The sequence below is a fragment of the Amycolatopsis samaneae genome (assembly GCF_039541975.1).
GTDB lineage: Bacteria > Actinomycetota > Actinomycetes > Mycobacteriales > Pseudonocardiaceae > Amycolatopsis > Amycolatopsis samaneae.
This window is the reverse complement of the sequence record NZ_BAABHG010000009.1, coordinates 43,234-69,564: the sequence shown is the minus strand read 5'-3', so window position 1 is coordinate 69,564 and position 26,331 is coordinate 43,234. Positions and strand designations below refer to the sequence as shown.

The 26,331-nt window shown below is 72.0% G+C and carries 25 protein-coding genes; 22 read left to right on the top strand and 3 right to left on the bottom strand.

Annotation, left to right across the window (positions count from 1 at the left end; genetic code table 11):
* Window positions 1–21 precede the first annotated feature (21 nt).
* The 19 genes from ABD987_RS23895 (at window position 22) to ABD987_RS23805 (ending at window position 19,003) form a co-directional block, all read left to right on the top strand.
* Window positions 22–1,083, top strand: a complete 1,062-nt coding sequence (locus tag ABD987_RS23895; protein ID WP_345397729.1) for a UDP-N-acetylmuramate dehydrogenase — start codon at window positions 22–24, stop codon at window positions 1,081–1,083.
* A 192-nt stretch (window positions 1,084–1,275) separates the two neighbouring features.
* Entirely contained in the window at window positions 1,276–2,433 is a 1,158-nt protein-coding gene (locus ABD987_RS23890; RefSeq protein ID WP_345397726.1) for a L,D-transpeptidase, read from the top strand.
* Window positions 2,434–3,255 (top strand): alpha/beta fold hydrolase, encoded by an 822-nt coding sequence (locus ABD987_RS23885; protein ID WP_345397723.1) that lies wholly within the window; start codon window positions 2,434–2,436, stop codon window positions 3,253–3,255.
* A 67-nt stretch (window positions 3,256–3,322) separates the two neighbouring features.
* Window positions 3,323–4,576, top strand: coding sequence for a D-inositol-3-phosphate glycosyltransferase (gene mshA, locus ABD987_RS23880; RefSeq protein WP_345398815.1), 1,254 nt, complete (start codon window positions 3,323–3,325; stop codon window positions 4,574–4,576).
* The gene (locus ABD987_RS23875) at window positions 4,576–5,085 is read left to right on the top strand and encodes a type III secretion system chaperone family protein (protein WP_378214308.1); all 510 of its coding nucleotides are present in this window, start codon (window positions 4,576–4,578) and stop codon (window positions 5,083–5,085) included. The genes mshA and ABD987_RS23875 overlap by 1 nt, the downstream gene beginning before the upstream one ends.
* Before the next feature lie 66 nt (window positions 5,086–5,151).
* Window positions 5,152–6,051 carry a DUF4349 domain-containing protein gene (locus ABD987_RS23870; RefSeq protein WP_345397720.1) on the top strand — a complete coding sequence of 300 codons (900 nt, stop codon included), beginning with the start codon at window positions 5,152–5,154 and terminating at the stop codon, window positions 6,049–6,051.
* A gap of 574 nt (window positions 6,052–6,625) precedes the next feature.
* The gene (locus ABD987_RS23865) at window positions 6,626–7,375 is read left to right on the top strand and encodes a phosphoglyceromutase (RefSeq protein WP_345397717.1); all 750 of its coding nucleotides are present in this window, start codon (window positions 6,626–6,628) and stop codon (window positions 7,373–7,375) included.
* A gap of 641 nt (window positions 7,376–8,016) precedes the next feature.
* Window positions 8,017–8,268, top strand: coding sequence for an aldo/keto reductase (locus tag ABD987_RS23860; RefSeq protein ID WP_345397714.1), 252 nt, complete (start codon window positions 8,017–8,019; stop codon window positions 8,266–8,268).
* A 107-nt stretch (window positions 8,269–8,375) separates the two neighbouring features.
* Entirely contained in the window at window positions 8,376–9,611 is a 1,236-nt protein-coding gene (locus tag ABD987_RS23855; protein WP_345397711.1) for a sensor histidine kinase, read from the top strand.
* Window positions 9,608–10,297 (top strand): response regulator, encoded by a 690-nt coding sequence (locus tag ABD987_RS23850; RefSeq protein ID WP_345397708.1) that lies wholly within the window; start codon window positions 9,608–9,610, stop codon window positions 10,295–10,297. The genes ABD987_RS23855 and ABD987_RS23850 overlap by 4 nt, the downstream gene beginning before the upstream one ends.
* Window positions 10,298–10,379: 82 nt before the next feature.
* Window positions 10,380–11,363: a Ppx/GppA phosphatase family protein gene (locus tag ABD987_RS23845; RefSeq protein WP_345397705.1), complete on the top strand. Its 984-nt coding sequence runs from the start codon at window positions 10,380–10,382 to the stop codon at window positions 11,361–11,363.
* A 229-nt stretch (window positions 11,364–11,592) separates the two neighbouring features.
* Window positions 11,593–13,125, top strand: coding sequence for a hypothetical protein (locus tag ABD987_RS23840; RefSeq protein ID WP_345397702.1), 1,533 nt, complete (start codon window positions 11,593–11,595; stop codon window positions 13,123–13,125).
* 223 nt (window positions 13,126–13,348) lie between these two features.
* Complete coding sequence (locus ABD987_RS23835; protein ID WP_378214317.1) at window positions 13,349–14,122, top strand: sugar phosphate isomerase/epimerase family protein; 774 nt, start codon at window positions 13,349–13,351, stop codon at window positions 14,120–14,122.
* 172 nt (window positions 14,123–14,294) lie between these two features.
* Window positions 14,295–15,125, top strand: coding sequence for a thioesterase family protein (locus ABD987_RS23830; protein ID WP_378214310.1), 831 nt, complete (start codon window positions 14,295–14,297; stop codon window positions 15,123–15,125).
* 31 nt (window positions 15,126–15,156) lie between these two features.
* Complete coding sequence (gene proC / locus ABD987_RS23825; protein WP_345397696.1) at window positions 15,157–15,966, top strand: pyrroline-5-carboxylate reductase; 810 nt, start codon at window positions 15,157–15,159, stop codon at window positions 15,964–15,966.
* Window positions 15,967–16,169: 203 nt separating this feature from the next.
* A complete protein-coding gene (locus tag ABD987_RS23820) occupies window positions 16,170–16,385 on the top strand; it encodes a helix-turn-helix domain-containing protein (RefSeq protein ID WP_345397694.1) in 216 nt (71 codons plus the stop codon).
* A gap of 141 nt (window positions 16,386–16,526) precedes the next feature.
* Window positions 16,527–16,628: a 30S ribosomal protein bS22 gene (locus ABD987_RS23815; RefSeq protein ID WP_007030867.1), complete on the top strand. Its 102-nt coding sequence runs from the start codon at window positions 16,527–16,529 to the stop codon at window positions 16,626–16,628.
* A 261-nt stretch (window positions 16,629–16,889) separates the two neighbouring features.
* Window positions 16,890–17,939, top strand: a complete 1,050-nt coding sequence (locus tag ABD987_RS23810; RefSeq protein WP_345397692.1) for an NAD-dependent epimerase/dehydratase family protein — start codon at window positions 16,890–16,892, stop codon at window positions 17,937–17,939.
* On the top strand, window positions 17,936–19,003 hold the full coding sequence (locus ABD987_RS23805; protein WP_345397690.1) for a lysophospholipid acyltransferase family protein: 1,068 nt from the start codon (window positions 17,936–17,938) through the stop codon (window positions 19,001–19,003). The genes ABD987_RS23810 and ABD987_RS23805 overlap by 4 nt, the downstream gene beginning before the upstream one ends.
* Window positions 19,004–19,548: 545 nt before the next feature.
* Here ABD987_RS23805 and ABD987_RS23800 read toward each other — a convergent pair.
* From ABD987_RS23800 to ABD987_RS23790, 3 genes are all read right to left on the bottom strand, one after another.
* The gene (locus ABD987_RS23800) at window positions 19,549–20,451 is read right to left on the bottom strand and encodes an HAD family hydrolase (protein ID WP_345398808.1); all 903 of its coding nucleotides are present in this window, start codon (window positions 20,449–20,451) and stop codon (window positions 19,549–19,551) included.
* 92 nt (window positions 20,452–20,543) lie between these two features.
* Complete coding sequence (locus ABD987_RS23795; protein WP_345397687.1) at window positions 20,544–21,638, bottom strand: DUF5667 domain-containing protein; 1,095 nt, start codon at window positions 21,636–21,638, stop codon at window positions 20,544–20,546.
* 111 nt (window positions 21,639–21,749) lie between these two features.
* Window positions 21,750–22,457: a sigma-70 family RNA polymerase sigma factor gene (locus tag ABD987_RS23790; protein ID WP_345397684.1), complete on the bottom strand. Its 708-nt coding sequence runs from the start codon at window positions 22,455–22,457 to the stop codon at window positions 21,750–21,752.
* Window positions 22,458–22,767: 310 nt separating this feature from the next.
* On the opposite strand from ABD987_RS23790, the gene ABD987_RS23785 reads away from it, so the two are divergent.
* The 3 genes from ABD987_RS23785 (at window position 22,768) to ABD987_RS23775 (ending at window position 26,221) form a co-directional block, all read left to right on the top strand.
* Window positions 22,768–24,285, top strand: a complete 1,518-nt coding sequence (locus ABD987_RS23785; RefSeq protein WP_378214318.1) for an AMP-binding protein — start codon at window positions 22,768–22,770, stop codon at window positions 24,283–24,285.
* A 76-nt stretch (window positions 24,286–24,361) separates the two neighbouring features.
* The gene (locus tag ABD987_RS23780) at window positions 24,362–24,598 is read left to right on the top strand and encodes a glutaredoxin family protein (RefSeq protein ID WP_345397681.1); all 237 of its coding nucleotides are present in this window, start codon (window positions 24,362–24,364) and stop codon (window positions 24,596–24,598) included.
* 72 nt (window positions 24,599–24,670) lie between these two features.
* Window positions 24,671–26,221, top strand: a complete 1,551-nt coding sequence (locus ABD987_RS23775) for a molybdopterin-dependent oxidoreductase (protein ID WP_345397678.1) — start codon at window positions 24,671–24,673, stop codon at window positions 26,219–26,221.
* The last annotated feature ends 110 nt before the right edge of the window (window positions 26,222–26,331 follow it).

Here is a 26,331-nt window from a genome sequence, read left to right as displayed (position 1 = left end):
CGGACAGTACCGTTTGGGAGCGTGAAGCCTGCCGAAACTCCCGCCGCGACGCGTCTCGCCGCCCACACCACGCTGCGCCTCGGCGGACCCGCCCGCCGGTACGTCACCGCCGCGACCAGCGCCGACCTCGTCGAGGCCGTCCGGGAGGCCGACACCGGGGGCGAGCCGGTCCTGCTGCTCGGTGGCGGGTCCAACCTCGTGGTCGGCGACGCCGGGTTCGCGGGCACGCTCGTCGGGATCGCCACCACCGGCTGGCATCGGGACGGAAAGATTGTCGAGGTCGCCGCCGGGCAGAACTGGGACGAGTTCATGGCCGGCCTCGTCGCCGAGGGCCTCGGCGGTCTCGAATGCCTGTCCGGCATCCCCGGCTCGGTCGGCGCGACGCCGATCCAGAACGTCGGCGCCTACGGCTGCGAGGTCGCCGAATCGATCGTGTCCGTCGACCTCTACGACCGGGCCACCCGCGAGATCCGCACGGTCGGCGCCGACGAGCTCGGGTTCGCCTACCGCACCAGCGTGCTCAAGGGCACCGACTCCGGCGTGGTGCTCTCCGTCCGCTTCGAGGTCCGCGAGGACGGCCTTTCCGCGCCCATCCGCTACGCCGAACTGGCGCGGGTGCTCGACGTCGAGACTGGTGCTCTCGTCCCGGCCGCCGACGCGCGTGATGCGGTGCTGGAACTGCGGCGTGGCAAGGGAATGGTGCTCGACCCTGCCGATCACGACACGTGGAGCGCGGGCTCGTTCTTCACCAACCCGATCGTCCCGGCCGCCGAGTCCGACGCCGTGCTGGCCCGGATCGGCGGCGTCGTGGGCGCCGACGTGAAGATCCCGCGCTACCCCGCGGACGGCGGCGTCAAGCTGTCGGCGGCCTGGCTGATCGAACGCGCCGGGTTCGCCAAGGGACATCCGGGTCCGGGCGGGCGCGTGTCGCTTTCGACCAAGCACACGCTCGCGCTCACCAACCGCGGCGATGCCAGCACGGCGGATCTGCTCGCGCTGGCGCGTGAAGTCCGCGATGGCGTCCGCGACCGCTTCGGCGTCACCCTGCACCCGGAACCGTTGCTCATCAACTGCGCGCTCTGAGGGGCTGCGCTCTTCGAGTGGTGTGTGCCGCACCCCGGCAACCCGCTCCCGCCCCGGGCGTCGTCACAGGTAGTGGGCCTGGGTGAGTTGCCAGGCAGACAGGTAACGTCGAACCCGTCGGCGACGTTGAGAGCGTGGAGGCTGCCGGTCGTCGAGGGGGCAAGCGGGAGGTTGTGAGTAGTGGATCGGCGCATGGTGTTCAAGGCCGCACTGGCCGCGGGGGCCACGGTCGTCGTCGCCGCCTGTTCGAGCGAGGGCAGTGGCGGCAGCGGGGGCAGCAACGGGCAGCCCGCCGCGGACACACCACCGAAGGCGAAGATCACCGCCGAACCCGCCCTCGACGCCAAGGACGCACCGGTCGCGAAGCCGGTTGTGGTGAAGGTCACCGACGGAAAACTCACCGAGGTCTCGCTCGCCGGCGACAGCGGCAAGCAGGTCAAGGGTGAGCTCGCCGCCGACGGGCTGAGCTGGACCAGCGGCGAGCCGCTCGGCTACGGCAAGACCTACACCTACACCGCGAAGGCCACCGGCAGCGACAACAAGCCCGTCGAGCTCAAGGGCTCGTTCACCACGCTCAAACCGGCGAGCCAGAACCGCGCGACGCTCAACCCGATCGACGACGCGCAGGTCGGCGTCGCGATGCCGATCAGCGTCAAGTTCGATTCCCCGGTGAAGGACAGGGCCGCGGTCGAGAAGGCGCTTTCCGTCAAGACGGACAAGAACGTCGAGGGCGCCTGGGGCTGGCTTTCGGACACCCAGGTCGACTACCGGCCCAAGGAGTACTGGCCGGCCAACATCACCGTCAGCGTCGAGGCGAAGCTGTACGGCGTCGACCTCGGCGGCGGCGTGTACGGCAAGTCCGACGTCACCACCAAGTTCAAGGTCGGCCGCAACCAGGTCGTCAAGATCAACACCCCGGACCACCAGATGCACGTCTACCGCGACGGGGCCAAGGTCGCGAGCTACCCGTGCAGCAACGGGCTGGACTCGGACGTCGAGCGCAACACCCCGGTCGGCACGTACATGATCATGGAGAAGAAGGAACACGCCGTCTTCGACAACGCCCGCTACGGCTACACGAACGTCAACAAGAAGTGGGCGTGCCGGTTCTCCAACCACGGCGAGTTCATTCACGAGAACCAGGACAACGCCGCCGCGATCGGCAAGACCAACAACTCGCATGGCTGCGTGAACCTGCTCGACGCGGACGCCAAGGCGTACTTCTCCTCCGCGCTGATCGGGGACCCGGTCGAGGTCACCGGCTCGAAGCTCGGGAAGCAGACGCAGTCCGACGTCAAGGACTGGCTCTACGACTGGGGCACCTGGAAGACCCTCTCGGCGGTCAAGTAAGTGCGTGCCGAAGTCGTCGGCGCCGGTGGCGCCGAGATCAGCCTGTCCGTCGGCGGCGCGCGGCACGCGCGGCCGCTGGTCCTCGTGCACGGCTGGGCGCAGTCGTCCCACGTCTGGGCCGCCCAGTTCGCCGACCCCGCGCTGGCCGGGCGGTTCCGGCTCATCGCGATGGACCTGCGCGGGCACGGCGCCTCGGACGCGCCGGCCGGGGGATACGACGACTCGCGGATCTGGGCCGACGACCTGGCCGCGGTGCTGGAGTTCGCCGGACCGGACCCGATCGTGGTCGCCTGGTCCTACGGCGGGCTCGTCCTCACCGACTACCTGCGGGTGCACGGTTCCGCACACATCGGCGGCATCGTGCTCGCCGGGGCGCTCACCGAGATCGGCAAGGGCCGCGAGGGCGGCCGGATCGGCGACGCGATGCGCGCGGCGATCCCGGCGGCGCTGTCGGCGGATCCCGAGGTCGCGGTGCCCGCGCTGACCGAGTTCAGCACGGCGATGGCGGCGAAGCCGGTCCCCGGGCCACTGGCGCAGGCCCTGCTCGGCAGCTGCCTGAGCGTGCCGCCCTCGGTCCGGTCCGCGATGTTCCGCCGCGACGTCGAGTCCGCGGAGGTGCTCGCCGCGATCGACAAACCCTGCCTGATCGTGCACGGGACGAACGACCGGGTGGTCGCCCCCGCCGCCGCGGAGTACGCGGCGGGGAAGATTCCGGGGGCCGTTCTGCGTTGGTTCGTTGACGCGGGGCATCTGCCGTTCGTCGAGTCCGCGGAGGAGTTCAACTCCGTGCTTCGGCAGTTCTCCGGGGAACAGCCGAAGTAGACACAGGAGTTGACAGGTGAGCATCTCCCTGCAGGGGTTCCGTGCTGCGCCGCGCCGGATCGCGGTCATGTCCGTGCACACGTCTCCGCTGGAACAGCCCGGGACGGGCGACGCCGGCGGGATGAACGTCTACGTCAGCCAGACCGCCACCGAGATGGCCCGCCGCGGGGTCGAGGTGGAGGTGTTCACCAGGGCAACGTCCTCGGATCAGCCGCCGCTGGCCGAGCTGGCGCCGGGCGTCACCGTGCGGCACGTCCCGGCGGGGCCGTTCGAGCCGCTCGGCCGGGACGAACTGCCCGCGCAGCTGTGCGCGTTCACCTCCGGCGTGCTGCGGGCGGAGGCGTTCCACGAGCCCGGCTACTACGACCTCATCCACTCGCACTACTGGCTGTCCGGTCAGGTCGGGTGGCTGGCGCGGGACCGCTGGGGCGTCCCGCTCGTGCACACCGCGCACACGCTCGCGAAGGTCAAGAACGCCGCGCTCGCCGAGGGGGACACGCCGGAGCCGAGGACGCGGGTGATCGGCGAGGAGCAGGTCGTGGCCGAGGCCGACCGGCTGGTGGCCAACACCCAGGTCGAGGCGCGGCAGCTGATCGAGCTGTACGACGCGCCGGCCGACGCCGTGCACGCGGTGCCGCCGGGGGTGGACCTCGACCGTTTCACGCCGGGCTCGCAGTACGCGGCCCGTGCCGCGCTGGGGCTGCCGCAGGACGCCGTCGTGCTGGCGTTCGCCGGGCGCATCCAGCCGCTCAAGGCGCCGGACGTTCTTCTGCACGCGGCGGCGGAGCTGCTGCGGAAACGGCCGGAGGCGGCGTCGCGGCTGCTCGTGCTGATCGTCGGCGGGCCGTCGGGGACCGGGCTGGAGCAGCCACAGGCCCTGCGTGAGCTGGCCGTCTCGCTGGGGATCGAGCGACAGGTCCGGTTCCTGCCGCCGCAGCCGGGGCAGGCGCTGGCGGACGTCTTCCGCGCGGCGGACGTCGTCGCGGTGCCGAGCTACAACGAGTCGTTCGGGCTGGTGGCGCTGGAGGCGCAGGCCTGCGGAACGCCGGTGGTGGCCGCCGAGGTCGGCGGGCTGCCGGTCGCGGTGCCGCACGGGGTGTCCGGGCTGCTGGTGCCCTCGCACGCCGCGGCGGAGTGGGCGGACGCGCTGGCGTCGGTCGCGTTGCGGCCGGGGCGCCGGGCCGAGCTGGCGGCGAACGCGGTCACGCACGCGCGGCGGTTCTCCTGGCAGCGCACCACGGACTCGCTGCTGGACATCTATGCTCAGGCCACCACCGCGTTCCGGCGGGCGCTGGAACTACGTTCGGAGGTTGCCGTCTGATGCTCGACGCCGTCATCAAGTCCACTTTGGACGCAGCGGACCTGAAGTACGACCGGCGCGGGCCGGGAAAGTACTTCGTGACCCTGCCGGGTACCAAGAAACTCCAGACGAACTGCTGGCTCGTCGAGGGGGACCACGCGTTCTCGGTGGAGGCGTTCGTCTGCCGTCGTCCCGACGAGTCGCATGAGGACGTTTACCGGTTTTTGTTGCAGCGCAACGCAAGGCTGTACGGCGTTCACTACACAGTGGACGGTATGGGGGACATCTACCTGGTCGGCAGGTTCGGCATCGGGACGATCACCGAGTCCGAACTGGACAAGATCCTCGGGCAGGTCGTCGAGGCCGCCGACGGCGATTTCAACGTCCTGCTGGAGATCGGTTTCGCGACGTCGATCAAACGCGAGTGGGACTGGCGGGTCTCGCGGGGCGAGTCGCTGGCGAACCTCCAGGCGTTCCGGCACCTGGTCGAGCCCGCGACACCGCACGAGCCGGGCTTGACCGACTCGTGACCAAGCGCGTGCAACCGCGCTGATCGCCGGATTCGTCCTCCCGCCATGACTGGTGGGAACGAACGAATGCGGAGTCGGTGGAGATGGGCGCTGGCGGTGGCCGGGCTGGCGCTGGTGCTCGCGGGCTGTACCGAAGGGGCGCAGGAAAGCGCGGCGCCGATGCGCGCCGACAGCGCGGGCCCTGGCAGCGCCGCGTCGGCCGAGGCGGGCCGGGCGGCGGCGCCGCAACAGGACAAGGGCAAGGGCACGGCGCCGGTGCCTGCCGGACAGCCGGGAGTGACGGACCGGAAGCTGGTGCGCACCGCGCGCCTGGAGCTGAGCACCTCGACCGTGGCCGACGTCGTCGGGCGGGGGCGTGCGGTGGCGCGGGCCGCGGGTGGCTACACCGGGCAGGAGAGCAGCGGGGGCAGGTCCGCGACGCTGAGCCTCGCCGTGCCCGCCGAAAAGCTGGACGGGGTGCTGGACGAGCTGGCCGGGCTGGGGAAGACGGTGAAGCGCGAGCTGAACGCCCAGGACGTCACGGAGCAGGTCGTCGACGTCGATGCCCGGCTCGCGACGCAGCGGGCGAGTGTCGACCGGATGCGGGCGTTGCTGGCGAAGGCGGGGTCGGTCTCGGAGGTCTCGTCGGTGGAGAACGAGCTGACGCGCCGCGAGGCGGATCTGGAGTCGTTGCAGCGGCGTCGCGAGTCGCTGGCGGGCAGCGTCGCGATGGCCACGATCACGCTGACGGTCTCGGAGGGCGCGCCGCCGCCGGCCGCGGAGGGGCCGGGCGGTTTTCTCGGTGGCCTCGTGGACGGCTGGCACGCGTTCCTGGTCTTCGGCGGTGGTCTGCTGACCGTCCTCGGCGCGATGGCGCCCTTCCTGCTGGCCCTCGCGATCCCCGCCACCGCCGTGTTCCTCTGGCTCCGCAAACGCCGCGAGTCGAAGCCCCCGACCACCGCCGAGGCAGAGGCCCCGGGCACCTGAGGCGACCACGCTGGGGCGCACTTGGGGTGACCACGCCGGGTCGGCAACCGGACGCACCGTGGGGGTGTGGGGGCTCGCCCCCACGGGGGGACAAGGCTGAGGGAGGGGGCCGCCAGGCCCCCGACTACAGCAGCGGAGGAGCGGAACGGCCCGAGGGAGGGGGGAGTCGCGATCTCGGGCCGCTCCGCTGAAGTTCCCGCCTCTGCGGACCCGGTGACGAGGGGGATGCCAACGGGGCCGGCGGGCCGCGGCTCGGCAGGGGGGAGACGAGCCGCGGGCTTACCCGACTCTGCCGGGGAGTGCGTGGAATCCGGCTGAGTGGGACGTAGCCAAACCTGTCAGATATCGACCAGTAATCACAAGACTACTGGTTACTCCATTCGTGTGAATTTTCCTACGGGGGATAACGGAGTGGAGTTCCTTGCACCTTTTTTCGTGCTTGTTGACGGTCGGACGTCTTGTCGGGTGAAGGTGTTACCCATCGGTATCGCACTCTCCGTAGAACACCGTTCAAGCCTGCCCGGCAACCCGGCCTCGCGGCGTGTGCGCGGAGGGGTTCTGGCAGGCTGTGGCCATGGCCGAACTTGGGACGCTGGTGCTGCTGCGGCACGGGCAGAGCACGTGGAACGCGGAAAACCTGTTCACCGGCTGGGTCGATGTGCCGCTGTCGGACCAGGGCGAGGACGAGGCGCGCCGGGGCGGTGGGCTGCTGGCCGGGTCCGGGCTGCTGCCGGACGTCGTGCACACCTCGCTGCTGCGCCGCGCGATCTCGACCGCGAACCTCGCGCTCGACGCCGCCGACCGGCACTGGATCCCGGTCAAGCGCGACTGGCGCCTCAACGAGCGGCACTACGGCGCGTTGCAGGGCAAGAACAAGAAGCAGACCCTGGACGAGTTCGGCGAGGAGCAGTTCATGCTCTGGCGCCGCTCCTACGACACGCCGCCGCCGGCGATCGACCCGTCGGACGAGTTCAGCCAGGCGGGCGACCCGCGGTACGCCGACCTCGGCGACGCCGCTCCGCTGACCGAGTGCCTCCAGGACGTCGTGGCGCGGCTGCTGCCGTACTGGGAGTCGGCGATCGTGCCGGACCTGCGGGCGGGCCGCACCGTGCTCGTCGCCGCGCACGGCAACTCCCTGCGCGCGCTGGTGAAGCACCTGGACGGCATCTCGGACGCGAACATCGCGGGCCTGAACATCCCGACCGGCATCCCGCTGCGCTACGACCTCACCGAGGACCTGAAGCCGGTCAAGCCGGGCGGCGAGTACCTCGACCCCGACGCCGCCAAGGAAGCCGCGGCCGCCGTCGCCAACCAGGGCCGCTGACCCCTTCGCCCGGACCTGCTGGCCGCACTGCCACACCGCCGCCGAGGACCGCCCAGCCCCTTGGCACTGGGTGGGTATCCCCCGCCCTCTCCGGGGGGGCGACCCCAACAACATTCTATCGGCGGGGTACGACAAAACCCCGAAAACGAGCAGCCGAGGCCGAAGTTGTCCACAACGGCCAGGGGCTGTGGACAGGGACCGTGAACCAGAGGTCCGTGAAGGGGTCCTTACCGGCACTCAGCGCCGGTAAGGACCCCTTCACGGCATCCGGCCCAGCCCGGCCCGGCCGCCCATCCCGTCCCGAACGACGCGGTGCGGACGTCGAACGTCCCGAACGGAGCTTTCGCGACACCGGGAGGTCTCCGAACGGCCGGGCCGCCGTCCCGAACGGCGCGTTCGGGACAACGGTCGCCACCCGTCCTCAACCCGCGGCCCGGCGAGCAGCCCGAACGCGGCGTCGGCCCGTCGGTCGACCGCTCCCGAGCCGCGAGGCCGGGCTGACTCGCGAGCTCGGCATCTCGAACGCCGGGCCGGAACACCTCGCCGAGGCCCAGGTCATCGCGCCGGTGGTCCGCGTGCGGAACCCAGGCTGACCGCGCGACGCGAGGAGGACGACCTCGTCCGCCGCTGTACCCGGGGGCGTGCCGTTCTTCGCCGTCGCGAGCGGGCAGGCCGCGACGGACGAACGGGTCGAAGCGGTCGCGCGACACCATGGGGTCACCGCCGCGCAGATCCGGCTCGCGTGGACCCTGCGCCGATCACCGAACGTGCTGGCCATCCCCGGAACGGGCGACATTGGTCATCTCGACCAGAATATCGCCGCCGGTGGGGTGAAATTGTCCGAAGAGGACTTGCGGTCTATCGAAGGTCTCGACTCGGCGTCCGAAACGTGAACGAGTCCTGACAGCGGGGCGAACTTGTCGCCTGGAGGTGTCACGGTCCTCACGACAGGGCGTCCAGGACTAGGCCGGAAGGCCACTTCGATGCTTACGATTCCCCCGTGACCACGCCTGCTTCACTCGCACTGGCCATCGGCGCATTGGTGGTCGGCGTGGTTGTCGGCTTCCTCGCGGCCAAAATCCGCGCCCGACGGGAGGAAGCCCGGCGCCCCGCCGGCCCCACCGTGGCCGAACTGCTGGCCCGGCTCATCCGCTCCTCCAACAACGGCGTCGTCGTCCTCAACAGGTTCGGCGACCTGGTGCTGCACAACCCGCGTGCCTACGAACTGGGCCTGGTGAAGGTCAACCAGGCCGACCCGCGCGCCCGCAAGGCCGCCGAGCAGGTCGTCGAGACCGACGAACCGATGGAGATCGACGTCTCGCCGCTGGAGGCACGCGGCCGCCAGCCCGAGGCGGTGCTCGGCCTGGTCCGCCCCCTCGGCGACGGGTTCACCGTGGTCGAGGCCGTCGACCACTCCGAGGCCATCCGGCTCGAAGCGGTCCGCCGCGACTTCGTCGCGAACGTCAGCCACGAACTCAAGACGCCGGTCGGGGCGATCGCGCTGCTCACCGAGGCCGTGCTCGACGCCGCCGAGGACACCGAGGAGGTCCGCCGCTTCGGCGGCAAGATCCTCCGCGAGTCCACCCGGCTCGGCCAGCTCGTCACCGAGCTGATCGCGCTCTCCCGCCTCCAGGGCGCGGAACGCCTGCCCGACCTCAACGTCGTCGAGGTCGACGCCGTCGTCCGCGAGGCGCTGGGCCGGGCCTCGATCTCCGCCGAATCCGCCGAGATCACCGTGACCACCGACGCGGCCAGCGGCCTGCTCGTCGAGGGGGACCGGACGCTGCTGGTCACCGCGCTGTCGAACCTGCTGGAAAACGCCGTCGCGTACTCGCAGCCGGGCAGCCCGGTGTCGATCAGCAGGCGGCTGCGCGACGACATGGTGGAGATCGCCGTCACCGACCGCGGCATCGGCATCGCCGAGGAGGACCAGCAGCGGGTGTTCGAGCGGTTCTACCGCGCGGACAAGGCGCGCTCGCGTGCCACCGGCGGCACCGGCCTCGGCCTGGCGATCGTCAAGCACGTCGCCGCCAACCACGGCGGCTCCGTCGGGCTCTGGAGCCGCCCCGGCACCGGGTCGACGTTCACCCTGCGCATTCCCGCGCACTCCGGCGAACCCGCACCCGAACCCGCGCGCGCCGCGGTTCCCCCGGCGCGGCAGGAGAAGACCCCCGAGCGGACACCCCGGCTCGTGGCCACAGGGCAGGACAGCCCGGATCATGGAGGAAACCTGTGACGAGGGTTCTGATCGTCGAGGACGAAGAGTCGTTCGCCGACCCGCTCGCGTTCCTGCTCCGCAAGGAGGGCTTCACCGCCGCCGTCGCGGGCACCGGCCAGCAGGCGCTGGAAGAGTTCGACCGCAACGGCGCCGACATCGTGCTGCTCGACCTCATGCTGCCCGGGATGAGCGGGACCGACGTGTGCAAGCAGCTGCGCCAGCGCTCCGCGGTGCCGGTGATCATGGTGACCGCGCGGGACAGCGAGATCGACAAGGTCGTCGGACTGGAACTCGGCGCCGACGACTACGTCACCAAGCCCTACTCCGCGCGGGAGCTGATCGCGCGGGTCCGGGCGGTGCTGCGGCGCGGCGGCGAGGGCGACGCCGGGGACACGCTGGCGCCGCTGGTGCTCGCGGCCGGACCGGTCCGGATGGACGTCGAGCGCCACGTCGTCACCGTGGACGGTGCCGAGGTCTCCCTGCCGCTCAAGGAGTTCGACCTGCTGGAGTACCTGCTGCGCAACGTCGGCCGGGTGCTCACCCGCGGTCAGCTCATCGACCGGGTGTGGGGCGCGGACTACGTCGGTGACACCAAGACGCTCGATGTCCACGTCAAGCGGCTGCGCTCGAAGATCGAGCCGGACCCGGGATCGCCTCGCCACCTGGTCACCGTGCGCGGACTGGGCTACAAGTTCGAGTCCTGACGGGCAACCGAAACCGCACGAAAAGCTGTGGTCTTGGTTACGATTTCGTGACCTGGCCGCGCGGCCGGTACGCTGGACCCTCGTGCGCCTAGGGGTACTCGACGTCGGTTCCAACACCGTCCATCTCCTCGTGGTCGACGCCCATCGCGGCGCCCACCCGACGCCCATGCATTCCGAAAAGTCGGTGCTGCGGCTCGCCGAGCAGATCACCCGCTCCGGCGACCTCAGCAGGCAGGGCGCCGACGAGCTGGTCGGGGCGGTGGAATCGGCGAAGGCCGCCGCCGTCCGGCTCGGCTGCGAGGAGGTCATGGCCTTCGCCACCTCGGCCGTGCGCGAGGCGGGCAACTCCGCGAAGGTGCTGGCCAGGGTCGCCGAGCAGACCGGGGTCGAGCTCAAGGTCCTCTCCGGCGTGGACGAGGCGCGGCTGACCTTCCTCGCGGTCCGCCGCTGGTTCGGCTGGTCGGCGGGCAACCTGCTGGTCCTCGACATCGGCGGCGGCTCGCTGGAGGTCGCGATGGGCGTCGACGAGGAACCGCAGCTCGCCGAGTCCCTGCCGCTCGGCGCCGGCCGGATCACCCGGACCCGCTTCCGGCACGACCCGCCGACGCGGTCGGAGCTCGTCGCGACGTCGGCCTGGCTGGAGGACCAGCTCGCCGGGCTCGCCAGGAAGGTCGCCAAATGGGGTGAACCGGACCGGGTCGTCGCGACGTCGAAGACGTTCCGTTCGCTGGCCAGGCTCACCGGGGCCGCCCCCTCGGCGAGTGGTCCCCGCGTCCGCCGTACCCTCACCGACACCGCACTGCGTCAGCTGCTCGCCTTCATTTCGCGGATGCCTTCGGGCGAGCTGGCGCACCTGGAGGGGGTCAGCGCGAGCCGGTCCCACCAGCTGGTGGCGGGGGCGCTGGTGGCGCAGGGCGCCATGCGAGCGCTTTCTCTCGGGGAACTCGAGATCTGCCCATGGGCTCTGCGAGAGGGTGTCATTCTGCGGCGGCTGGACCATTCCAACGGCGCGGACGACACTGGGGCCGGTCTCACCCGGCGCTTCGGCGCGGGAGAAGACCGGTGACAGCAGCGGACTGGACTTCGCTGACGGAAAACGGGCACGGTGAAGAGGTGACGGAGATGCAGAGGACGGTGTTCAGCGCGCGCGGCGCCGCCGGCGACCCGTCGGGTACTGAGTTGTGCGGGACACCCGCACCCGGTCGGCCAACACGAGCAGCTTCGCGATTGTCGCTCGCGTCGGCCTCCGCCTCACCCGGTGCCGTAAACCCCGAGCGCGCTTGGGACTGCACGGTATGACGGATCAGACCGGAGGCGACCAGCCGCAGAAGACCGTGGCCGAGCTGCTCGCCCAACACGGCGGGCAGGTCGAGGGGTCACGGCGTCGCCGCAGGCGTGCCGCGGACGACGACGAGCCCGCGGCCCCGGAACCCGGTACCCGGCGGCGGTCGAGCGTGAGCGACACCGCTCCGCAGGCCATCATCGACCGGGTCACGGCGGACAGCCCGCCGCCCGTCGCGCCGCCCGCCCCACCGGCCCCGCCCGCGGGGCGCCCGCCGCGGCGGGCGCCGTCGGGGGACACCCCGCCCGCCCCGCGGCCGGTCCCACAGGACTCGCAGCCGCTGCCGCGGCCGAACGTGCCGCCGCCCCCGGCCCGGCCCGGCCCGCAGGAGTCCGGTTACGTCCGGCCGCCGCAGGAATCGGGCCAGTTCGGGCGTCCTCCCCAGGAGTCGGGGCAGTTCGTCCGGCCGCAGGAGTCGAGCCAGTTCGTCCGGCCGCCGCAGGAGCCGGGCCAGTTCGCGCGTCCGCAGGAGTCCGGCCAGATGCCGGTCCCGCCGCGCCGTCCGCCGCGTCAGGCACCGATACCGTCTTCGGCCGAGGAGACCCGCGAGCAGGTCCAGCCGATCCGCCGCCCCGGTCAGGTCCCCCCGCCGCCGCCCGGTGAGCTGTCGTCCCGGCTGGACGGTCTCGACGGCGAGCCGGACGCCGACGTGCCGCCCGCGCCGATGGCGAGCGGCGCCTTCGCCGTCCCGCCCCCCGAGGCGCCGTCGCGCCGTCCCCGCCGGGGACCCGCCCGGCGCCCGGCGCCCAAGGCGGAGCCGCACACCGAGGAGTTCGCGGCCGTCGCCGACGAGGTGGAGGCACCCGCGCCGCCACCACCGCCCGCCGCCGACGCCCCGCCCGCGGGCCTGGCGGGCTGGCGCAAGCGGCGGCAGAAGGAACAGCTGGAGGACACCGAGATCGGGGTCATGCCGGTCGTCCCGCCAGTGCCGCCGGAGGCCGGCCCCGAGCCGGAGCCGTACCCGGCGGACGACAGCTACGACGACGGGGGCCCGCCCACCATGGGCCACCCCGCGCCGATGCCGTTCGCGCCCGGCCGGGAGGACCCGCCGGACAACCTCGACGAGTACGAGCGCGAGTTCGACGGGCAGTCCTACCCGGACGGTCCCGACTTCGACCGCGACGACTACGGCTACGACCAGCAGGGCGAGTACGAGGACGAGTACGAGCAGGACGCGCCGGCGGAGGCGGAAGCCGTCGCCGCCGAGCCCGAGCCGCAGGGTTCGCCGGGCAGACAGTGGCTGGTGCTCGCCGGTCAGCTCGCCCTCGGCGTGGTCGGCGGCGCCGGGGTCTGGCTGGGCTTCAACTGGCTGTGGGTCAACATCCCGGCCGCCGCGCTCGTCGCCGCGCTCGTCGTGGTCGTCGCACTGGTCTGGATCGTGCGGAAGATCCGCCGCGCCGAGGACCTGCAGACCACGGTCCTCGCGGTGCTGGTCGGCCTGGTCGTCACGGTGTCCCCGGCCGCCCTGCTCCTGGTATCTCGTTAGCGTTCAGGCCCCGGATCACTTCCAGGCTTGTCCGACCGCGCGCTTTCGGGGTGGCCCAAGCGCCCCAATGTGGCGTTCGGTGCGTTGGACGCACCCAATGTGGCGTTCGGAATGCCACATTGGGGTGTTCGGCCGCGGCGTGACGTGACCGGGCGGGGCGGCGGAGGGGGCAGCGGGCAGGATGGGCGGCGTGAGCGAATCCTCGGCGCATGTCCCCGTCGGGCTGTCAACGGCCTCGGTCTGGCCGCTCGGCGCCGGCGCCGCGTTCGAGCTGGCCGCCGAACTCGGCTTCGACGGCGTCGAGGTGATGGTGTGGGCCGACGCGGTCAGCCAGGACGTCGCGGCGCTGCGGCGCTGGTCGCGGCGCACCGGCGTGCCCGTGCTGTCGATCCACTCGCCGTCGCTGCTGATCACCCAGCGCGTGTGGTCCCCGGATCCGGAGGTGCGACTGCGCCGGTCCGTGGAGGCCGCCGTGGAGCTGGGCGCCCGCACCGTCGTGGTGCACCCGCCGTTCCGCTGGCAGCGCCGCTACGGCGACGCGTTCCCCGGTCTCGTCCGCGAGCTGGAGGACGAGAGCGGCATCGAGGTCGCGGTCGAGAACATGTTCAAGGTGCGGCCGCCGGGCGGCTCGCGCAACGCGCGGGTGTCGGCTTTCCGCCCGTCCATCGATCCGACCGAGGTCGGATTCCGGCACTACACCCTGGACCTGTCGCACACCGCGGCGGCGCGGATGGACGCGCTGGCGCTCGCCGACCGGATGGGGGCCGGGCTCGGGCACGTCCACCTCGCCGACGGCACCGGGGTCCCGAAGGACGAGCACCTGGTGCCTGGGCGGGGGAACCAGCCGTGCGCCGAACTGCTGGAGAAGCTGGTCAGCGGCGATTTCGCCGGGCAGGTCGTGCTGGAGATCAACACCCGGCACGCGCCGAACGCCGCCCGGCGGGCCCGCGATCTCGCCGAGGCGCTGCTGTTCGCCCGGCTGCACCTGGGCCAGTAGCAAGATCATCTTTTCCGGACACGATCACAGGTACCTGCTTTTCCCGCTTGTGAACACGTAAAGTTCCGACCGTGAACCCGCTGCGTACGCTGCACCCCGCCGCCGGTACGGATCCGACAGGCCCGCCGGGGTCGGAGGGCCCGGGCCTTCCGGGGGCCGGGATCGGCCGTTCGTGAGCGCGACGGACCCCGGCGGCGCGTCGCTCGACGCCGCCTGCGCGATCCGCTCGATGGGGGACGGCTCGTTCACCGCGGTGCTGCGCGCGGAATGGTCGATCGGCGCCCACCCACACGGCGGCTTCCTGCTCGCGCTGCTGGCCAGGACCGCGATAGCCAGCCTGCACGAACGCGGCGAGCCACCGGCCGAACCGCTCGCGATCAGCGCCGAGTTCCTGCACGCGCCCGCGCTCGGCCCGGTGCTCCTGCGCGCCGATCTGCGCAAGGTCGGCCGCCGCGCGACCGTGGTGGCGGTCCGGCTGGAGCAGCGTGGCCGCAGCTGCGTCGAGGCGCGGGTGACGACCGGGCGGCTGCCGATGCGCCGCCCGGAATGGTCCGACGTCCCGATGATGCCCGCCGAGCCGCCGCCGGGGTCGCCGTCGATCACCGGGGAGACCTCCGAAGGCGTGTTCGGCCTCGGCAAGGCGTGCGACGTGCGGGTCGACCCGGCGACCGCGGGCTACCTGTCCGGCCGCGTCGGCGAACCCCCGCGCATGCGGCTGTGGGTACGGCCGCGTCACGGCCTCGCCGACCCGTACTTCGCGCTGCTCGCCGGTGACATCAATCCGCCGGTCGTGGCCAATCTCGGCCGCGTCGGCTGGGCGCCGACCGTGCAGCTGACCGCGTTGCTGCGTACCCGTCCGGCGCCGGGCTGGCTGCGGGTGATCGTCGAGGCCCGCGCGGTGCACGAGTCCTGGTTCGACTCCGACGCGACGGTGGTGGACTCCCAGGGACGGCTCGTCTGCCAGGCCAGGCAGCTCGCGCTCGCCCCGACACCCAGCTCCTGACACCCGGTGCCGGTTTGGCACGCTGGTCCGCATGACTGTGATCGCGGTACTGGGCGCGGGCAAGATCGGGGAGGCCCTGCTGTCGGGGCTGCTGCACGGCGGGCACCGGCCCGAGGACCTGCTCTTCACCGAGCGGTACCCGGCGCGGGCGGCCGAGCTGACCGAGCGCTACGGGGTCCGCGGCGTCGAGGTCGCCGACGCCGCGAAGCGGGCGGACGTGCTCGTGGTGGCCGTCAAGCCGCAGGACATCGACCCGGTGCTGACCGAGCTGGCGCCGCTGCTGGGCACGGAGTCGCTGGTGGTGTCGCTGTGCGCGGGCCTGCCGACGGCGCTGTACGAGCGGCGGCTGGCCGAGGGCGTGCCGGTGGTGCGGGTCATGCCGAACACGCCGATGCTGGTCGGCGCGGCGATGAGCGCGGTGTCCGCGGGCAGGTACGCGACCCCGGAGCACGTCGCGCTGGTGAAGGACCTGCTCGCGCACGTCGGCGAGGTCGTCGAGGTGCCGGAGGGCCAGCAGGACGCGGTGACCGCGCTGTCCGGGTCCGGTCCGGCCTACTTCTTCTACCTGGTCGAGGCCATGATCGACGCCGGGATCCTGCTCGGCCTGCCGCGCGCGCTCGCCGGGCAGCTGATCATCCAGTCGGCGGTGGGCGCGGCGAAGATGCTCGCCGAGTCCGAGGAACACCCGGTGCTGCTGCGCGAGGCCGTGACGTCCCCGGCGGGCACGACCATCAACGCGATCCGCGAGTTGGAGAAGCACGGCGTCCGCGCCGCGTTGCTGGCCGCGATCGAGGCCGCGCGGGATCGCTCCGTCGACCTGGGCAAAGCCCACGAAGGATGAGCGGGAAGGCGCCGTTCAGCCGAACGTGCGACTTCACAGCGTGACGAGCCCGCTGGTAAGGCGGCACCCGGGGCCTGAGATTGAACCCGGTCTGACGTCGCTTTAGCCCCACCTGTCCCGCTACCCTCGAAGGAGCACGTGCGTGTCGATACCACAGGTGGGGAAGCCTCGTGGCGCGACACGTGTCGAAGGACGCGGTAATCATGTCGCCGAACAAGAAGGAGGAACTGCCTTCCGTAGGGCAGGTCCAGTTCCTGACGGTCGCCGAAGTGGCCACGCTGATGCGGGTCTCGAAGATGACCGTCTATCGCCTGGTGCATTCCGGGGAGCTGCCCGCGGTGCGGGTGGGCAAGTCGTTCCGGGTGCCGGAGAAGGCGGTGCACGAGTATCTCCAGGGTGCCTACTTCGACGTGGGCTGACCGGTCGCGGGCACGCTCGACGTGCCCGCCGACCGGCCCGCGAACCCACACGGGTAACCTGGTAGACCGCTCGTGCCTGTGCGCTCCACGCGTTGGACGCTGCGCCGGGCAGCGTGACCAACGACGAGGAAAGGAGCGCTCATGGGCTCTGTGATCAAGAAGCGCCGCAAGCGTATGTCCAAGAAGAAGCACCGCAAGCTGCTGCGCCGCACGCGCGTGCAGCGCAGGAAAGCCGGTAAGTGATCGCCGGTTTTCCCCGGTCGTGACCGTGGCCCGTCCAGCTTCTGGACGGGCCACGTCCATGTTCTGGGTCGGTCCGCCCATTCGAGTGAGGCGTGGATCGCTTTCCACGCGATCGTGGTTAAGAGCATGTAAGACCTGGTAGAGGTGCCTCCGCGGGGCGGTAGCATCGGTGACGCGTCCGCGCGATGCTTCCAGTGAGTGCAGGTTCGCGCACCTTGGGTGATCATCCGCCCGTCACCGCCCTACGCCGCAGGGAGTCTCATGCCGTCGAACATCGTGCTCGTCACCGGGGTGGCCGGGGAACTCGGCGGGAAGCTGCTCGCCCGCCTCGGCACCAACCCCGAGTTCGAGCGTGTGATCGGCGTCGACACCGTGCCGCCGGACAAGGCGGTGCTGCAGCGGATGGGGCACGCGGAGTTCGTCCGCGCGGACATCCGCAACCCGCTGATCGCGAAGGTCATCAGCACCGCGAAGGTCGACACCGTGGTGCACGCCTCCTGCACGGCCCATCCGGCGGGGCCGGGGCGCCGGACGGCGATCAAGGAAGTCAACGTCATCGGCACCATGCGCCTGCTGGCCGCGTGCCAGCGTTCACCGCGGGTGCGCAAGCTGGTGGTGAAGTCGACCGCGGCCGTTTACGGCGCGGGGGCACGCTCCCAGGCTGTGTTCACCGAGGACTCCGAGCTGATCCCGGCCTCGTCGGCCGGGTACGCGAAGGACGCCGTGGAGATGGAGGGCTACGTGCGGGGTCTCGTCCGCCGCCGCCCCGACATCACCGTGACGCTCTGCCGGTTCGCGAACGTCATCGGTCCCGAGGTCGACACGGTTCTCTCGCGGTATTTCGCGCTGCCGGTGGTGCCGACGGTCTTCGGCTACGACGCGCGCCTGCAACTGCTGCACGCGTCCGACGCGCTGTCGGTGCTGGAACGGGCGACGCTGGAGGACAAGCCCGGCGTGTTCAACGTCGGTTCGGACGGCGTGCTGACGCTGTCGCAGGCGATCCGCCGGGCGGGGCGGGTCGGGCTGCCGATGCCGCGCATGGTGGTGCCCTCGGTGGGCAAGGTGCTGCGCGGCGCCAGGGTGGTCGACTTCTCGGCCGATCAGGTCCGGCTGCTCAACTTCGGCAGGGTGGTCGACATCACGAAGCTCAAGCAGGAATTCGGCTACACGCCCCGCTGGACCACGCGCGAGGCGTTCGACGACTACATCACCGGCCGCGGGCTGCGCCCGGTGGTCGACGGCGGCAAGCTCGCCGGGCTCGCCGGCAAGGTGCTCGTCGCCGCCGCGACCGGGCAGGCGGCGAAACGGTGAGCCGGGCAACGGACTTCGAAGGCGAGGCGGACACCGTGAGCGGTGCCGAGGCACAGATCATTCCCCTGCACGGTCCCGGCCGGGAAAAGGCCGCGGCGCCCCCGGCCGACCGCGACCCGCGCGAGGCCGACGCGGCGAACCAGGACCGGGCACGCCACGATGCCCCGGTGGTGGCCTTCCCCGGGAGCGGCGGCCACGCGGCACCCGAGCCGTCGGACACCGACGTGCTGCCGGCGTCGCTGTTGTCCGCGCTGGAGTTCCTGCGTGACCGGCTGACCGGCGACTACACCGTCGACGAGTTCGGCTTCGACGCCGGGCTGACCGAAGCGGTGGTCCTGCCGCCGCTGCGCGCGCTGTACCGGAAGTGGTTCCGCGTCAGTACCTTCGGCGCGGACAACCTGCCCGCCGAGGGCGGCGCGCTGCTGGTGTGCAACCACTCCGGCACGGTGCCGCTGGACGCGCTGATGACCGCGGTGGCCGTGCACGACGAGACTCCGGGGTCGCGGCACCTGCGCGGCCTCGGCGCTGACCTGGTGTTCCGGGTGCCGCTGGTCGGCTCGTTCGCCCGCAAGTCCGGGCAGACGCTGGCCTGCGCCGAGGACGCGGAACGCCTGCTGCGCAAGGGTGAGCTGGTCGGTGTCTGGCCGGAGGGCTTCAAGGGCATCGGGAAGCCGTTCTCCGCGCGGTACAAGCTGCAGCGGTTCGGGCGTGGTGGGTTCGTGTCCGCGGCGTTGCGGGCCGGGGTGCCGATCATCCCGGTGTCGATCGTGGGAGCCGAGGAGATCTACCCGAAGCTCGGCGACATCCGGCTGCTGGCCCGGATGCTGGGCCTGCCGTACTTCCCGGTGACGCCGTTCTTCCCGCTGCTCGGCCCGCTCGGCGCGATCCCGCTGCCAACGAAGTGGAGCATCGAGTTCGGCGAGCCGATCCCGACCGACGCGTACGCGCCGGACGCGGTGGACGACCCGATGCTGGTGTTCACCCTGACCGACCAGGTGCGCGAGTCGATCCAGCAGACGTTGTACCGGCGGCTGTCACAGCGGAAGAGCGTCTTCCGCGGCTGAGCTCGTTCGGGTCGGTGTGCTCGGCGATGTGCTGCTCGGCGATGTGCTGAAGGACGCCATCGGTGCGCTCGATGCGCTGAAGGCGTCCTTCAGCACCGCCAACGCACTGAAGGCGTCCTTCAGCGCTTTTGCGGCCGGTGTGCTCGTGTCCGGTGGGCGCGTGTCCCGAACGGCGCGTTCGGGACGTTCAGCGTCGGCAACGAGGCGTTCGGGACATGGTGGCGTGTCCGGCCTTTCCGGACCGCTGTCCCGAAAGACGCGTTCGGGACACTCGACGTCCCCACCGCCACGTTCGCGACATGTCCGGGCCCGCCCGCCGCGTTCCCGCCGCTTGTCCACAGCCCCAGGTGATTGTGGACAACTCCCGCCCCCACGCCTCGTTTTCCGGGCCCCGTCGTACCCCGGCGATAGAATGTTGCTGGGGCCGTCCCCCGGAGAGGGCGGGGGGATACCTGGTGGATGGAGGAGCCCAGGGCCGGAAGTGGGGCCCTGGTTGGGGGCGGGTGTTCCGGCGCGGCGCCCGGGGGGATGCTCCGCGTACGGGGTCAGCGTTTGCGGTAGGCCAGTCCGGCGGCGACGGCACCGGCCAGCGCGCCGGCGCCCAGCACCGAGGGGACGCCGATCTTCGCGGCCTTGCGGCCGGTGCGGAAGTCGCGGATCTCCCAGCCGCGGGCGCGGGCGACCTCGCGCAGGCCGCCGTCGGGGTTGATCGCCACCGCCGTGCCGACCGTGGAGAGCATCGGGACGTCGTTCTGCGAATCCGAGTACGCCGTGCAGCGCTTGAGGTTCAGGCCCTCGCGGGAGGCCAGCGCGCGCACCGCGTGCGCCTTCGCGCGGCCGTGCAGCATGTCGCCGACCAACCGTCCGGTGTAGACACCGTCGCGGGTCTCGGCGACCGTGCCGAGCGCGCCGGTGAGCCCGAGCCGCCGGGCGATGATGGCGGCCAGCTCGATCGGCGTCGCGGTGACCAGCCACACCCGCTGCCCGGCGTCGAGGTGCATCTGCGCGAGCGCGCGGGTGCCGGACCAGATCTTGTCCGCCATCAGCTCGTCGTAGATCTCCTCGCTGATCGCGGTCAGCTCGGCCACCGTCCGACCAGCCACAAAGGACAGTGCGCGCTCGCGGTGGGTCTTGATGTCCTCCTTGTTCTCCCGCCCGCCGAGGCGGAACTTCACCTGGCCCCACACGAAACCGGCGAGATCCGAGGTGGTGAAGAACTTGCGCGCGGCGAGCCCGCGGGCGAAGTAGAAGATCGACGCGCCCATCATCATCGTGTTGTCCACGTCGAAGAAGGCCGCCGCGGTCAGATCCGGCGGGGCGGGTGGCGCGGGCGGTTCGGCGATCGTGGTGGCAGCCTCGGCCGACGCCTCGCCCGCCAGCGCGGCGCGGCGTTCGAGTTCCTGGGTCTTGTCCTTGCTACGCCAAGCGGACACGCACACCGCCTCCAGGTCCAGCTACCGCCCAGGCGGCCCGGAACGTCCGGGATGCCTGAGCACAGCGTAGCGAGCGCCCACCTTCCCCGTCCGGGGTATGGCCTCCGTCACGGAACGATGATCGGCGGCAGGCCGGGCAGCAGTGGCGGCAGCGAAAGCCGGGGCGGCGGGGGCGAGGTCGGCGTCGGCAGGCGCGGCTGGCTCGGCGTGGGAATCGGTGGCGCGTATACGGGTGGTGGCGTCGTGCTGTGCGTCGGGGCGGGCGAGGACGGAGCGGTCGCGGCCGGCTCCGAACCGGGCGAAACCACGAGCTGCGCCGGGGGCGGCGTGGTCTCCCCGGTGGCCGGCGGTGTGACGGGTTCCACGGGCGGGGGCGCGAGGCCGCCGCCCGTCGACGGTGCCGGGAGCGCCGCGCACTCGCCGCGCGCCGGGAGCGCGCCCAGCTCGTCCGCCGAGCCGGTGGTGATCCGGTAGCAGCCCAGCCGCGAGACCAGATCGGCCGAGCGCTGCCGTACCCGGTCGAGCAGTCCCCGTGCCTCGGTGAACGCGGTCAGCGTGTCGGCGGGGGCCTTGGTCTCCTGCGTGGCCAGCAGCGCCGACTGCTCCAGCGCCCAGGTCCGCAGCTCGGTCAGCTGCTGCTGCCCGGCACCGCCGATCGCGACCGTGGTGATGCCCGCGACGCCCGCGCGCACCTCGGAACCGAAGTCGCCGAGCGTACGCCGGTACACCTCGGCCCGGGTCGCCGGGGTCAGCTCGCCGAGCTCGGTGACCCGGTGCCCGGCGAATTCGAGGTGCTTCTCGGCCTTGGCCCGCTCGCCGAACGCCAGCCCGAGCGACGCCGACTCCCCGGCCCGCTTCACCCCGTACAGCGTGTCGCCGGGAAGGGCGTCCTTCGACAGCACCAGCCCGAGCCCCGCGAGGGTCAGGAACGTCGCGGCCGCGGCGGCCGCCAGGTTGGCCACGCGGACACGACGACGCGAAGGCGCGTCTTCGGCCGCGGCCAGCCGTCCCGCGATCTCCGCGTGGATCCGCTGTCGCGTCCGAAGGTCCGGCGAGCCGGTGCCGCCGAGCGCGCGCAGCGCGCCGACGACGGCCAGCTCGTCGGCGAACTCGTCGCCCCGCCGCTCCGGCGAAGGTTCGAGGGCGCGAGCGAACCGCTCACGCTCGGCTCGCTCCCGCGACTGCCACCCGGGCACGCCCACGGTCTTGCTCCGTCCCGCATCACCGGCCCCTGACTGCCGGTCTGGCAGGAAAAACGATTCAGCGCGCGGGAGAGTTACGGATTCCGGGCAATGAGCACGAAGTTACGAAGTTCAGCGCAAACCGGTGGGCAGAAGTTGTGCCAGACGTCGTACCGCGCGGTGCTGGAGCGCCTTGATGGCTCCTTCGTTGCGGTTCATGATCTGCGCCGTCTCGGCCACCGACAGCCCCTGCAGGAAGCGCAGGATGATGCACTCACGCTGGTCGTCGCCCAGCGCGGCGACGCAGCGCAGCAGCTCGGCGCGGGTGGCGTGGGCGATCGCCTGCTGCTCCGGCCCGGCGGGCACCGGGCCGCCGACACCGGGGGTGTGCGCGCCGCCCGGCTCGCTGACCTCGTCCGTGACGACCTCCAGCCGGTACCGGCTGGACTTCACGTGGTCGAGCACCAGGTTGCGGGCGATGGTGACGAACCAGGCCCCGACGTCCCGGCCCTGGTAGCTGACCGAGGTGATGCGGCGCAGCGCGCGCAGGAAGGTCTCGCTCGTGACGTCCTCGGCGAGGTCGCGGTCGCCCAGCCGGAACAGGACGTACCGGTAGACGACGTCGACGTAGCGGTCGTAGAGCCTGCCGAACGCGGAGGCGTCCCCGCCCTGCGCGGCGCGGACCAGCTCCCACGCCTCGGCCTTGGCGGCCTCGGCGCGTTCGCTCTCGCGGGTGTCCGCGGTGGTGTCCCCGGCGCGCCGGTTCAGGGGAACGCCGCCGAGGACGCGCTCGGTGAACATCGCCACCGGCCGGTGGGCGGCGGCGGTCGGCACGGTCATCGGATGGCACCTCCGGCGTCTGCGCTGCCCCCGGTACCCCTGCTGACGACACTGTTTCCGCGCACGGGAACACGCCTTCCCGCGTGCCCCACGACCTCGTGGGCAGGCAAGTTCGTCACGGCGGCTCCCTCTTGCTCGGCCGCCGGAAGTGATCAACACCACCCGGCGACGCAGTGCAGCATACGTGTTGTTACCGCGAAGTAGGTAGGGGTATCGAGGTTGCGGAAGTGCGACGAACGCCGGGTATCCCCGTGACGGGGGACGAGATGACAGACTGGCAACGGTTTCCGACGAGGAAAGTGGGGTGCGCGTGACTGCCGAGGACGGTGCGCCGGAAGGAGTAGCCGCGCTGCTCGGAACGGCCGCGGCCGACCGGCCGAGCGGTGTCGCGATACGGGACACGGACAGTGGCGAGGTGCTCACCTGGGCCGGGCTGGACGCCGCCGCGGCCGCGCAGGCGGCCAGGCTCGCCGAGGCCGGCGTCACCCCCGGTGACCGGGTCGCGCTGCGGCTGCCGACCTCCGCGGACTTCGTGGTCGGGCTCTTCGCGGCGCTGCGCGCGGGCGCGATCGTGGTCCCGATCTCCCCGCAGGCCCCGGCGCCGGAGCTGCACCGGCTGCTCGACCACAGCGGCGCGCTCGTCGTGCTCCAGCGAACCGCCGGGGACGACCTGCCCGAGGACGTCGTGGCGTTGCCGCCGAGGGCCGGCGGCGCGCCCGCCGAACCCGTCGACGTCGTGCGGGGCGGCGAGGACATCGCCGTCATCTCCTACACCTCCGGCACGACCGGGCCGCCGCGCGGCGTGATGCTTTCGCACCGCGCGCTGCTGGCGAACCTGGCGCAGTTGAGCCAGGTCCAGGGGGCGCTCCAGGCCACCGACCGGGTGCTGATCACGATCCCGCTGTTCCACGTCTACGGGCTCGGCCCCGGCCTGCTCCAGGCGGCCGCCGTCGGCGCGACCGCGGTCCTGTCCGAGCGGTTCGAGGCGGTGCGGACGCTCGAACTGTGCGTCGAGCACCGGGTCACCTCGATCACCGGGGTGCCAGTGATGTACGCGGAGTTCGCCGCGCTCGGCGCCGAGGCGCTCGGGCGGGGGCTGGCCACCGTCCGGCGGATGAACTCGGGCGCCGCGCCGCTGCACCCGAAGGTGCTCACCGCGATCCGGCAGGCCACCGGCCTCGACGTCTACGAGGGCTACGGGCTCACCGAGTGCGCGCCGGTGGTGACCTCCACGCTGGTCACCGGGTACCCGAAGCCGGGTTCGGTCGGCCGCCCGCTGCCCGGCGTCGAGCTGCGGCTGGTGGACAGCGACGGCGCCGCCGGCGAACCGCCGCTGGACCCGGACGACCCCGACGACGTGTTCGACGTTTTGGACGCTGAGGGCGGCACCGGGCTGGTGTCGGTCCGCGGCGCGAACCTGTTCTCCGGGTACTGGCCGGACGGGACGTCCGGACCGGGCGAGGACGGCTGGTACCGCACCGGCGACGTCGGCTATCTCGACAGCGAGGGCGATCTGCACCTGGTGGACCGGGCCAACGACCTGATCATCGTGAACGGTTTCAACGTCTTCCCGCGCGAGGTCGAAGAGGTCATCGGGCGCCTGCCGGAGGTCGCCGAGGCGGCGGTCGTCGGGGTGGTCGACGAGCGCAGCGGCGAGGCGGTCAAGGCCTTCGTGGTGCCCGCGGAGGGTGCCTCGCTGTCCGAGCAGCAGGTCGTCGAGCACTGCGCCGCGCGGCTCGCGGGGTACAAGGTGCCGCACGCCGTCGAGTTCACCGAATCGCTGCCGCATTCGGCCACCGGCAAGCTGCGCCGCCTCCGGCTCCGTTAGTGGTCTCTGAAGGCCACCTTCAGGGAACTCAAGTCCCTCAAGGTGGCCTTCAGAGACCTTCGGGGAGGATGGGGTCATGGCGCATCGGGTGACGGTGATGACAAGGGTCGGCTGCCCGTCGTGTGTGACGGCCGAGGCCGAGGTCGAGCGCATCTGCGGCGAGCTCGGGGTGCCGTGGGAGGCCGCCGACGTCGACACCGACCCGGAGTGGCGGGCCGAGTACGGCGACCGCGTCCCGGTGATCCTCGTCGACGGCGCCGAGCACGGGTACTGGAAGGTCGAGGAGGACCGGCTCCGCGCCGCGCTGGCGTGACAGCCTGGGACGTAACAGCTCGGTAAGGCCCGGAGTCGAGCCGGACGCGCGTCCCGCGTCGAAGATGGAGACGTGGACGCGCAAGAGGTTCAAGAGGAACAGCGACGGCTTTCGCTCCCGGTCGCCGCGCTGGTCGGGGTGCTCGCGCTGGCCGCCGCGCTCGGTGCCGGGCACCTGGTCGCGGCGTTCGTCGGGTACGCCGCCTCACCGTTCGTCGCGGTGGCGACGTTCGTGATCGACCACAGCCCGCAGGCGCTGGTGAAGTGGGCCGAACGCACTCTCGGCACCGCGGACAAGCTCGTCCTCAAGATCGGTCTCGGCGTGGTCCTGGTGCTGTTCGCGCTGGCCGCCGGGCAGCTTTCGCGGCGCAGGCCGCTGGCGGGCCAGGTACTCGTCGTCCTGCTCGGCGCCGCCGGGATCGCCGCGGTCTACGTCCGCACCGACCTCGGCCAGCTCGCGCTGCTCGCCCCGGTGGCCGCGCTGGTCGCCGGGCTCGCCGCGTTCACCGGGCTGCACCGGCTCGCGCCGCCGGTGCCACCGCGGTCGTACGACGGCGAGTCGCGCCGGAAGTTCCTGGTCACCGGCGTCGGTGTCGCGGCGGGCGCGGGAGTCGCCGGGCTGGGCGGACAGCTCATCGGGACCAGCACGAACGCCGAGGGCTCGCGCGAGGCGATCGGGCCACTCGTGCCGGCCCGAACCGCGCCGCCGATCCCGCCGGACGCCGACTTCGCCAAGCTCGGCACGCCGCCGTTCCTCACCCCGGCCGCCGACTTCTACCGCATCGACACCGCGCTGGTCGTCCCGCAGCTGCGCAGCGAGAAGTGGCGCCTGCGGATCCACGGCATGGTCGATCGCGAGCTCACCTTCTCCTACGCCGACATCCGCTCGCGCCCGCTCGTCGAGCGGCTGGTGACGCTGACCTGCGTGTCGAACGAGGTCGGCGGGCCGCTCATCTCCACCGGCCGCTTCCTGGGCGTCGATCTCGCCGGCCTGCTGCGCGGGGCGGGCGTGCGGCCCGGTGCCGAGCAGCTGGCCGCGACCAGCGCCGACGGCTGGACGTGCGGTACCCCGATCGGCGCGGCGCTGGACCCGGCGCGCGGCGCGATGCTGGCGATCGGGCTCAACGGCGAACCGCTGCCGGTCGAGCACGGCTTCCCGGCGCGGATCGTGATCCCCGGGTTGTACGGCTACGTCTCCGCGACGAAGTGGGTCACCGATCTGGAGGTGACGACCTGGGACGCGCGCCAGGCGTACTGGCTCGGCCGTGGCTGGGCCCGCGAGGCGCCGATCAAGACGGAGTCCCGCATCGACACGCCCGGCGGGTTCGCGCGGGTCACCGCGGGGAGGCTGCGGGTCGCCGGGACGGCGTGGGCGCAGCACACCGGGATCACGAAGGTCGAGGTGCGGCTGGACCAGGGGCCGTGGCGGGAGACGACCCTGTCGGCCGAGGTCAACCGGGACACCTGGCGCATGTGGTGGGCCGAACTCGATGTCCCGCCGGGCTCGCACCAGGTCTTCGTCCGCGCCACCGACCGGTCCGGGTACACCCAGACCGAGGCCCGCGCCGATCCGGTCCCGGACGGCGCGACCGGGTGGCATTCGGTGACACTGGACGCACGCTGACCACCCCTTCCACGGTTCGGGCGGGGTGCTCCGGCATACCAATGAGATCGAAAGTAAGCTGACAAGAAAACCGGGTGTACTCAGGAGTAGCCGCTTACTTTCGGTCGGTT

Bases quoted from the DNA above. Each gene is read 5' to 3' on its own strand.
- ABD987_RS23865 (WP_345397717.1), top strand. From the start codon at position 6,626: ATGGCCGAACTTGGGACGCTGGTGCTGCTGCGGCACGGGCAGAGCACG.
- ABD987_RS23840 (WP_345397702.1), top strand. From the start codon at position 11,593: ATGACGGATCAGACCGGAGGCGACCAGCCGCAGAAGACCGTGGCCGAG.
- ABD987_RS23815 (WP_007030867.1), top strand. From the start codon at position 16,527: ATGGGCTCTGTGATCAAGAAGCGCCGCAAGCGTATGTCCAAGAAGAAG.
- ABD987_RS23820 (WP_345397694.1), top strand. From the start codon at position 16,170: ATGTCGCCGAACAAGAAGGAGGAACTGCCTTCCGTAGGGCAGGTCCAG.
- ABD987_RS23890 (WP_345397726.1), top strand. From the start codon at position 1,276: ATGGTGTTCAAGGCCGCACTGGCCGCGGGGGCCACGGTCGTCGTCGCC.
- ABD987_RS23780 (WP_345397681.1), top strand. From the start codon at position 24,362: ATGGCGCATCGGGTGACGGTGATGACAAGGGTCGGCTGCCCGTCGTGT.
- mshA (WP_345398815.1), top strand. From the start codon at position 3,323: ATGTCCGTGCACACGTCTCCGCTGGAACAGCCCGGGACGGGCGACGCC.
- ABD987_RS23870 (WP_345397720.1), top strand. From the start codon at position 5,152: ATGCGGAGTCGGTGGAGATGGGCGCTGGCGGTGGCCGGGCTGGCGCTG.
- ABD987_RS23790 (WP_345397684.1), bottom strand. From the start codon at position 22,457: ATGACCGTGCCGACCGCCGCCGCCCACCGGCCGGTGGCGATGTTCACC.
- ABD987_RS23810 (WP_345397692.1), top strand. From the start codon at position 16,890: ATGCCGTCGAACATCGTGCTCGTCACCGGGGTGGCCGGGGAACTCGGC.
- proC (WP_345397696.1), top strand. From the start codon at position 15,157: ATGACTGTGATCGCGGTACTGGGCGCGGGCAAGATCGGGGAGGCCCTG.
- ABD987_RS23875 (WP_378214308.1), top strand. From the start codon at position 4,576: ATGCTCGACGCCGTCATCAAGTCCACTTTGGACGCAGCGGACCTGAAG.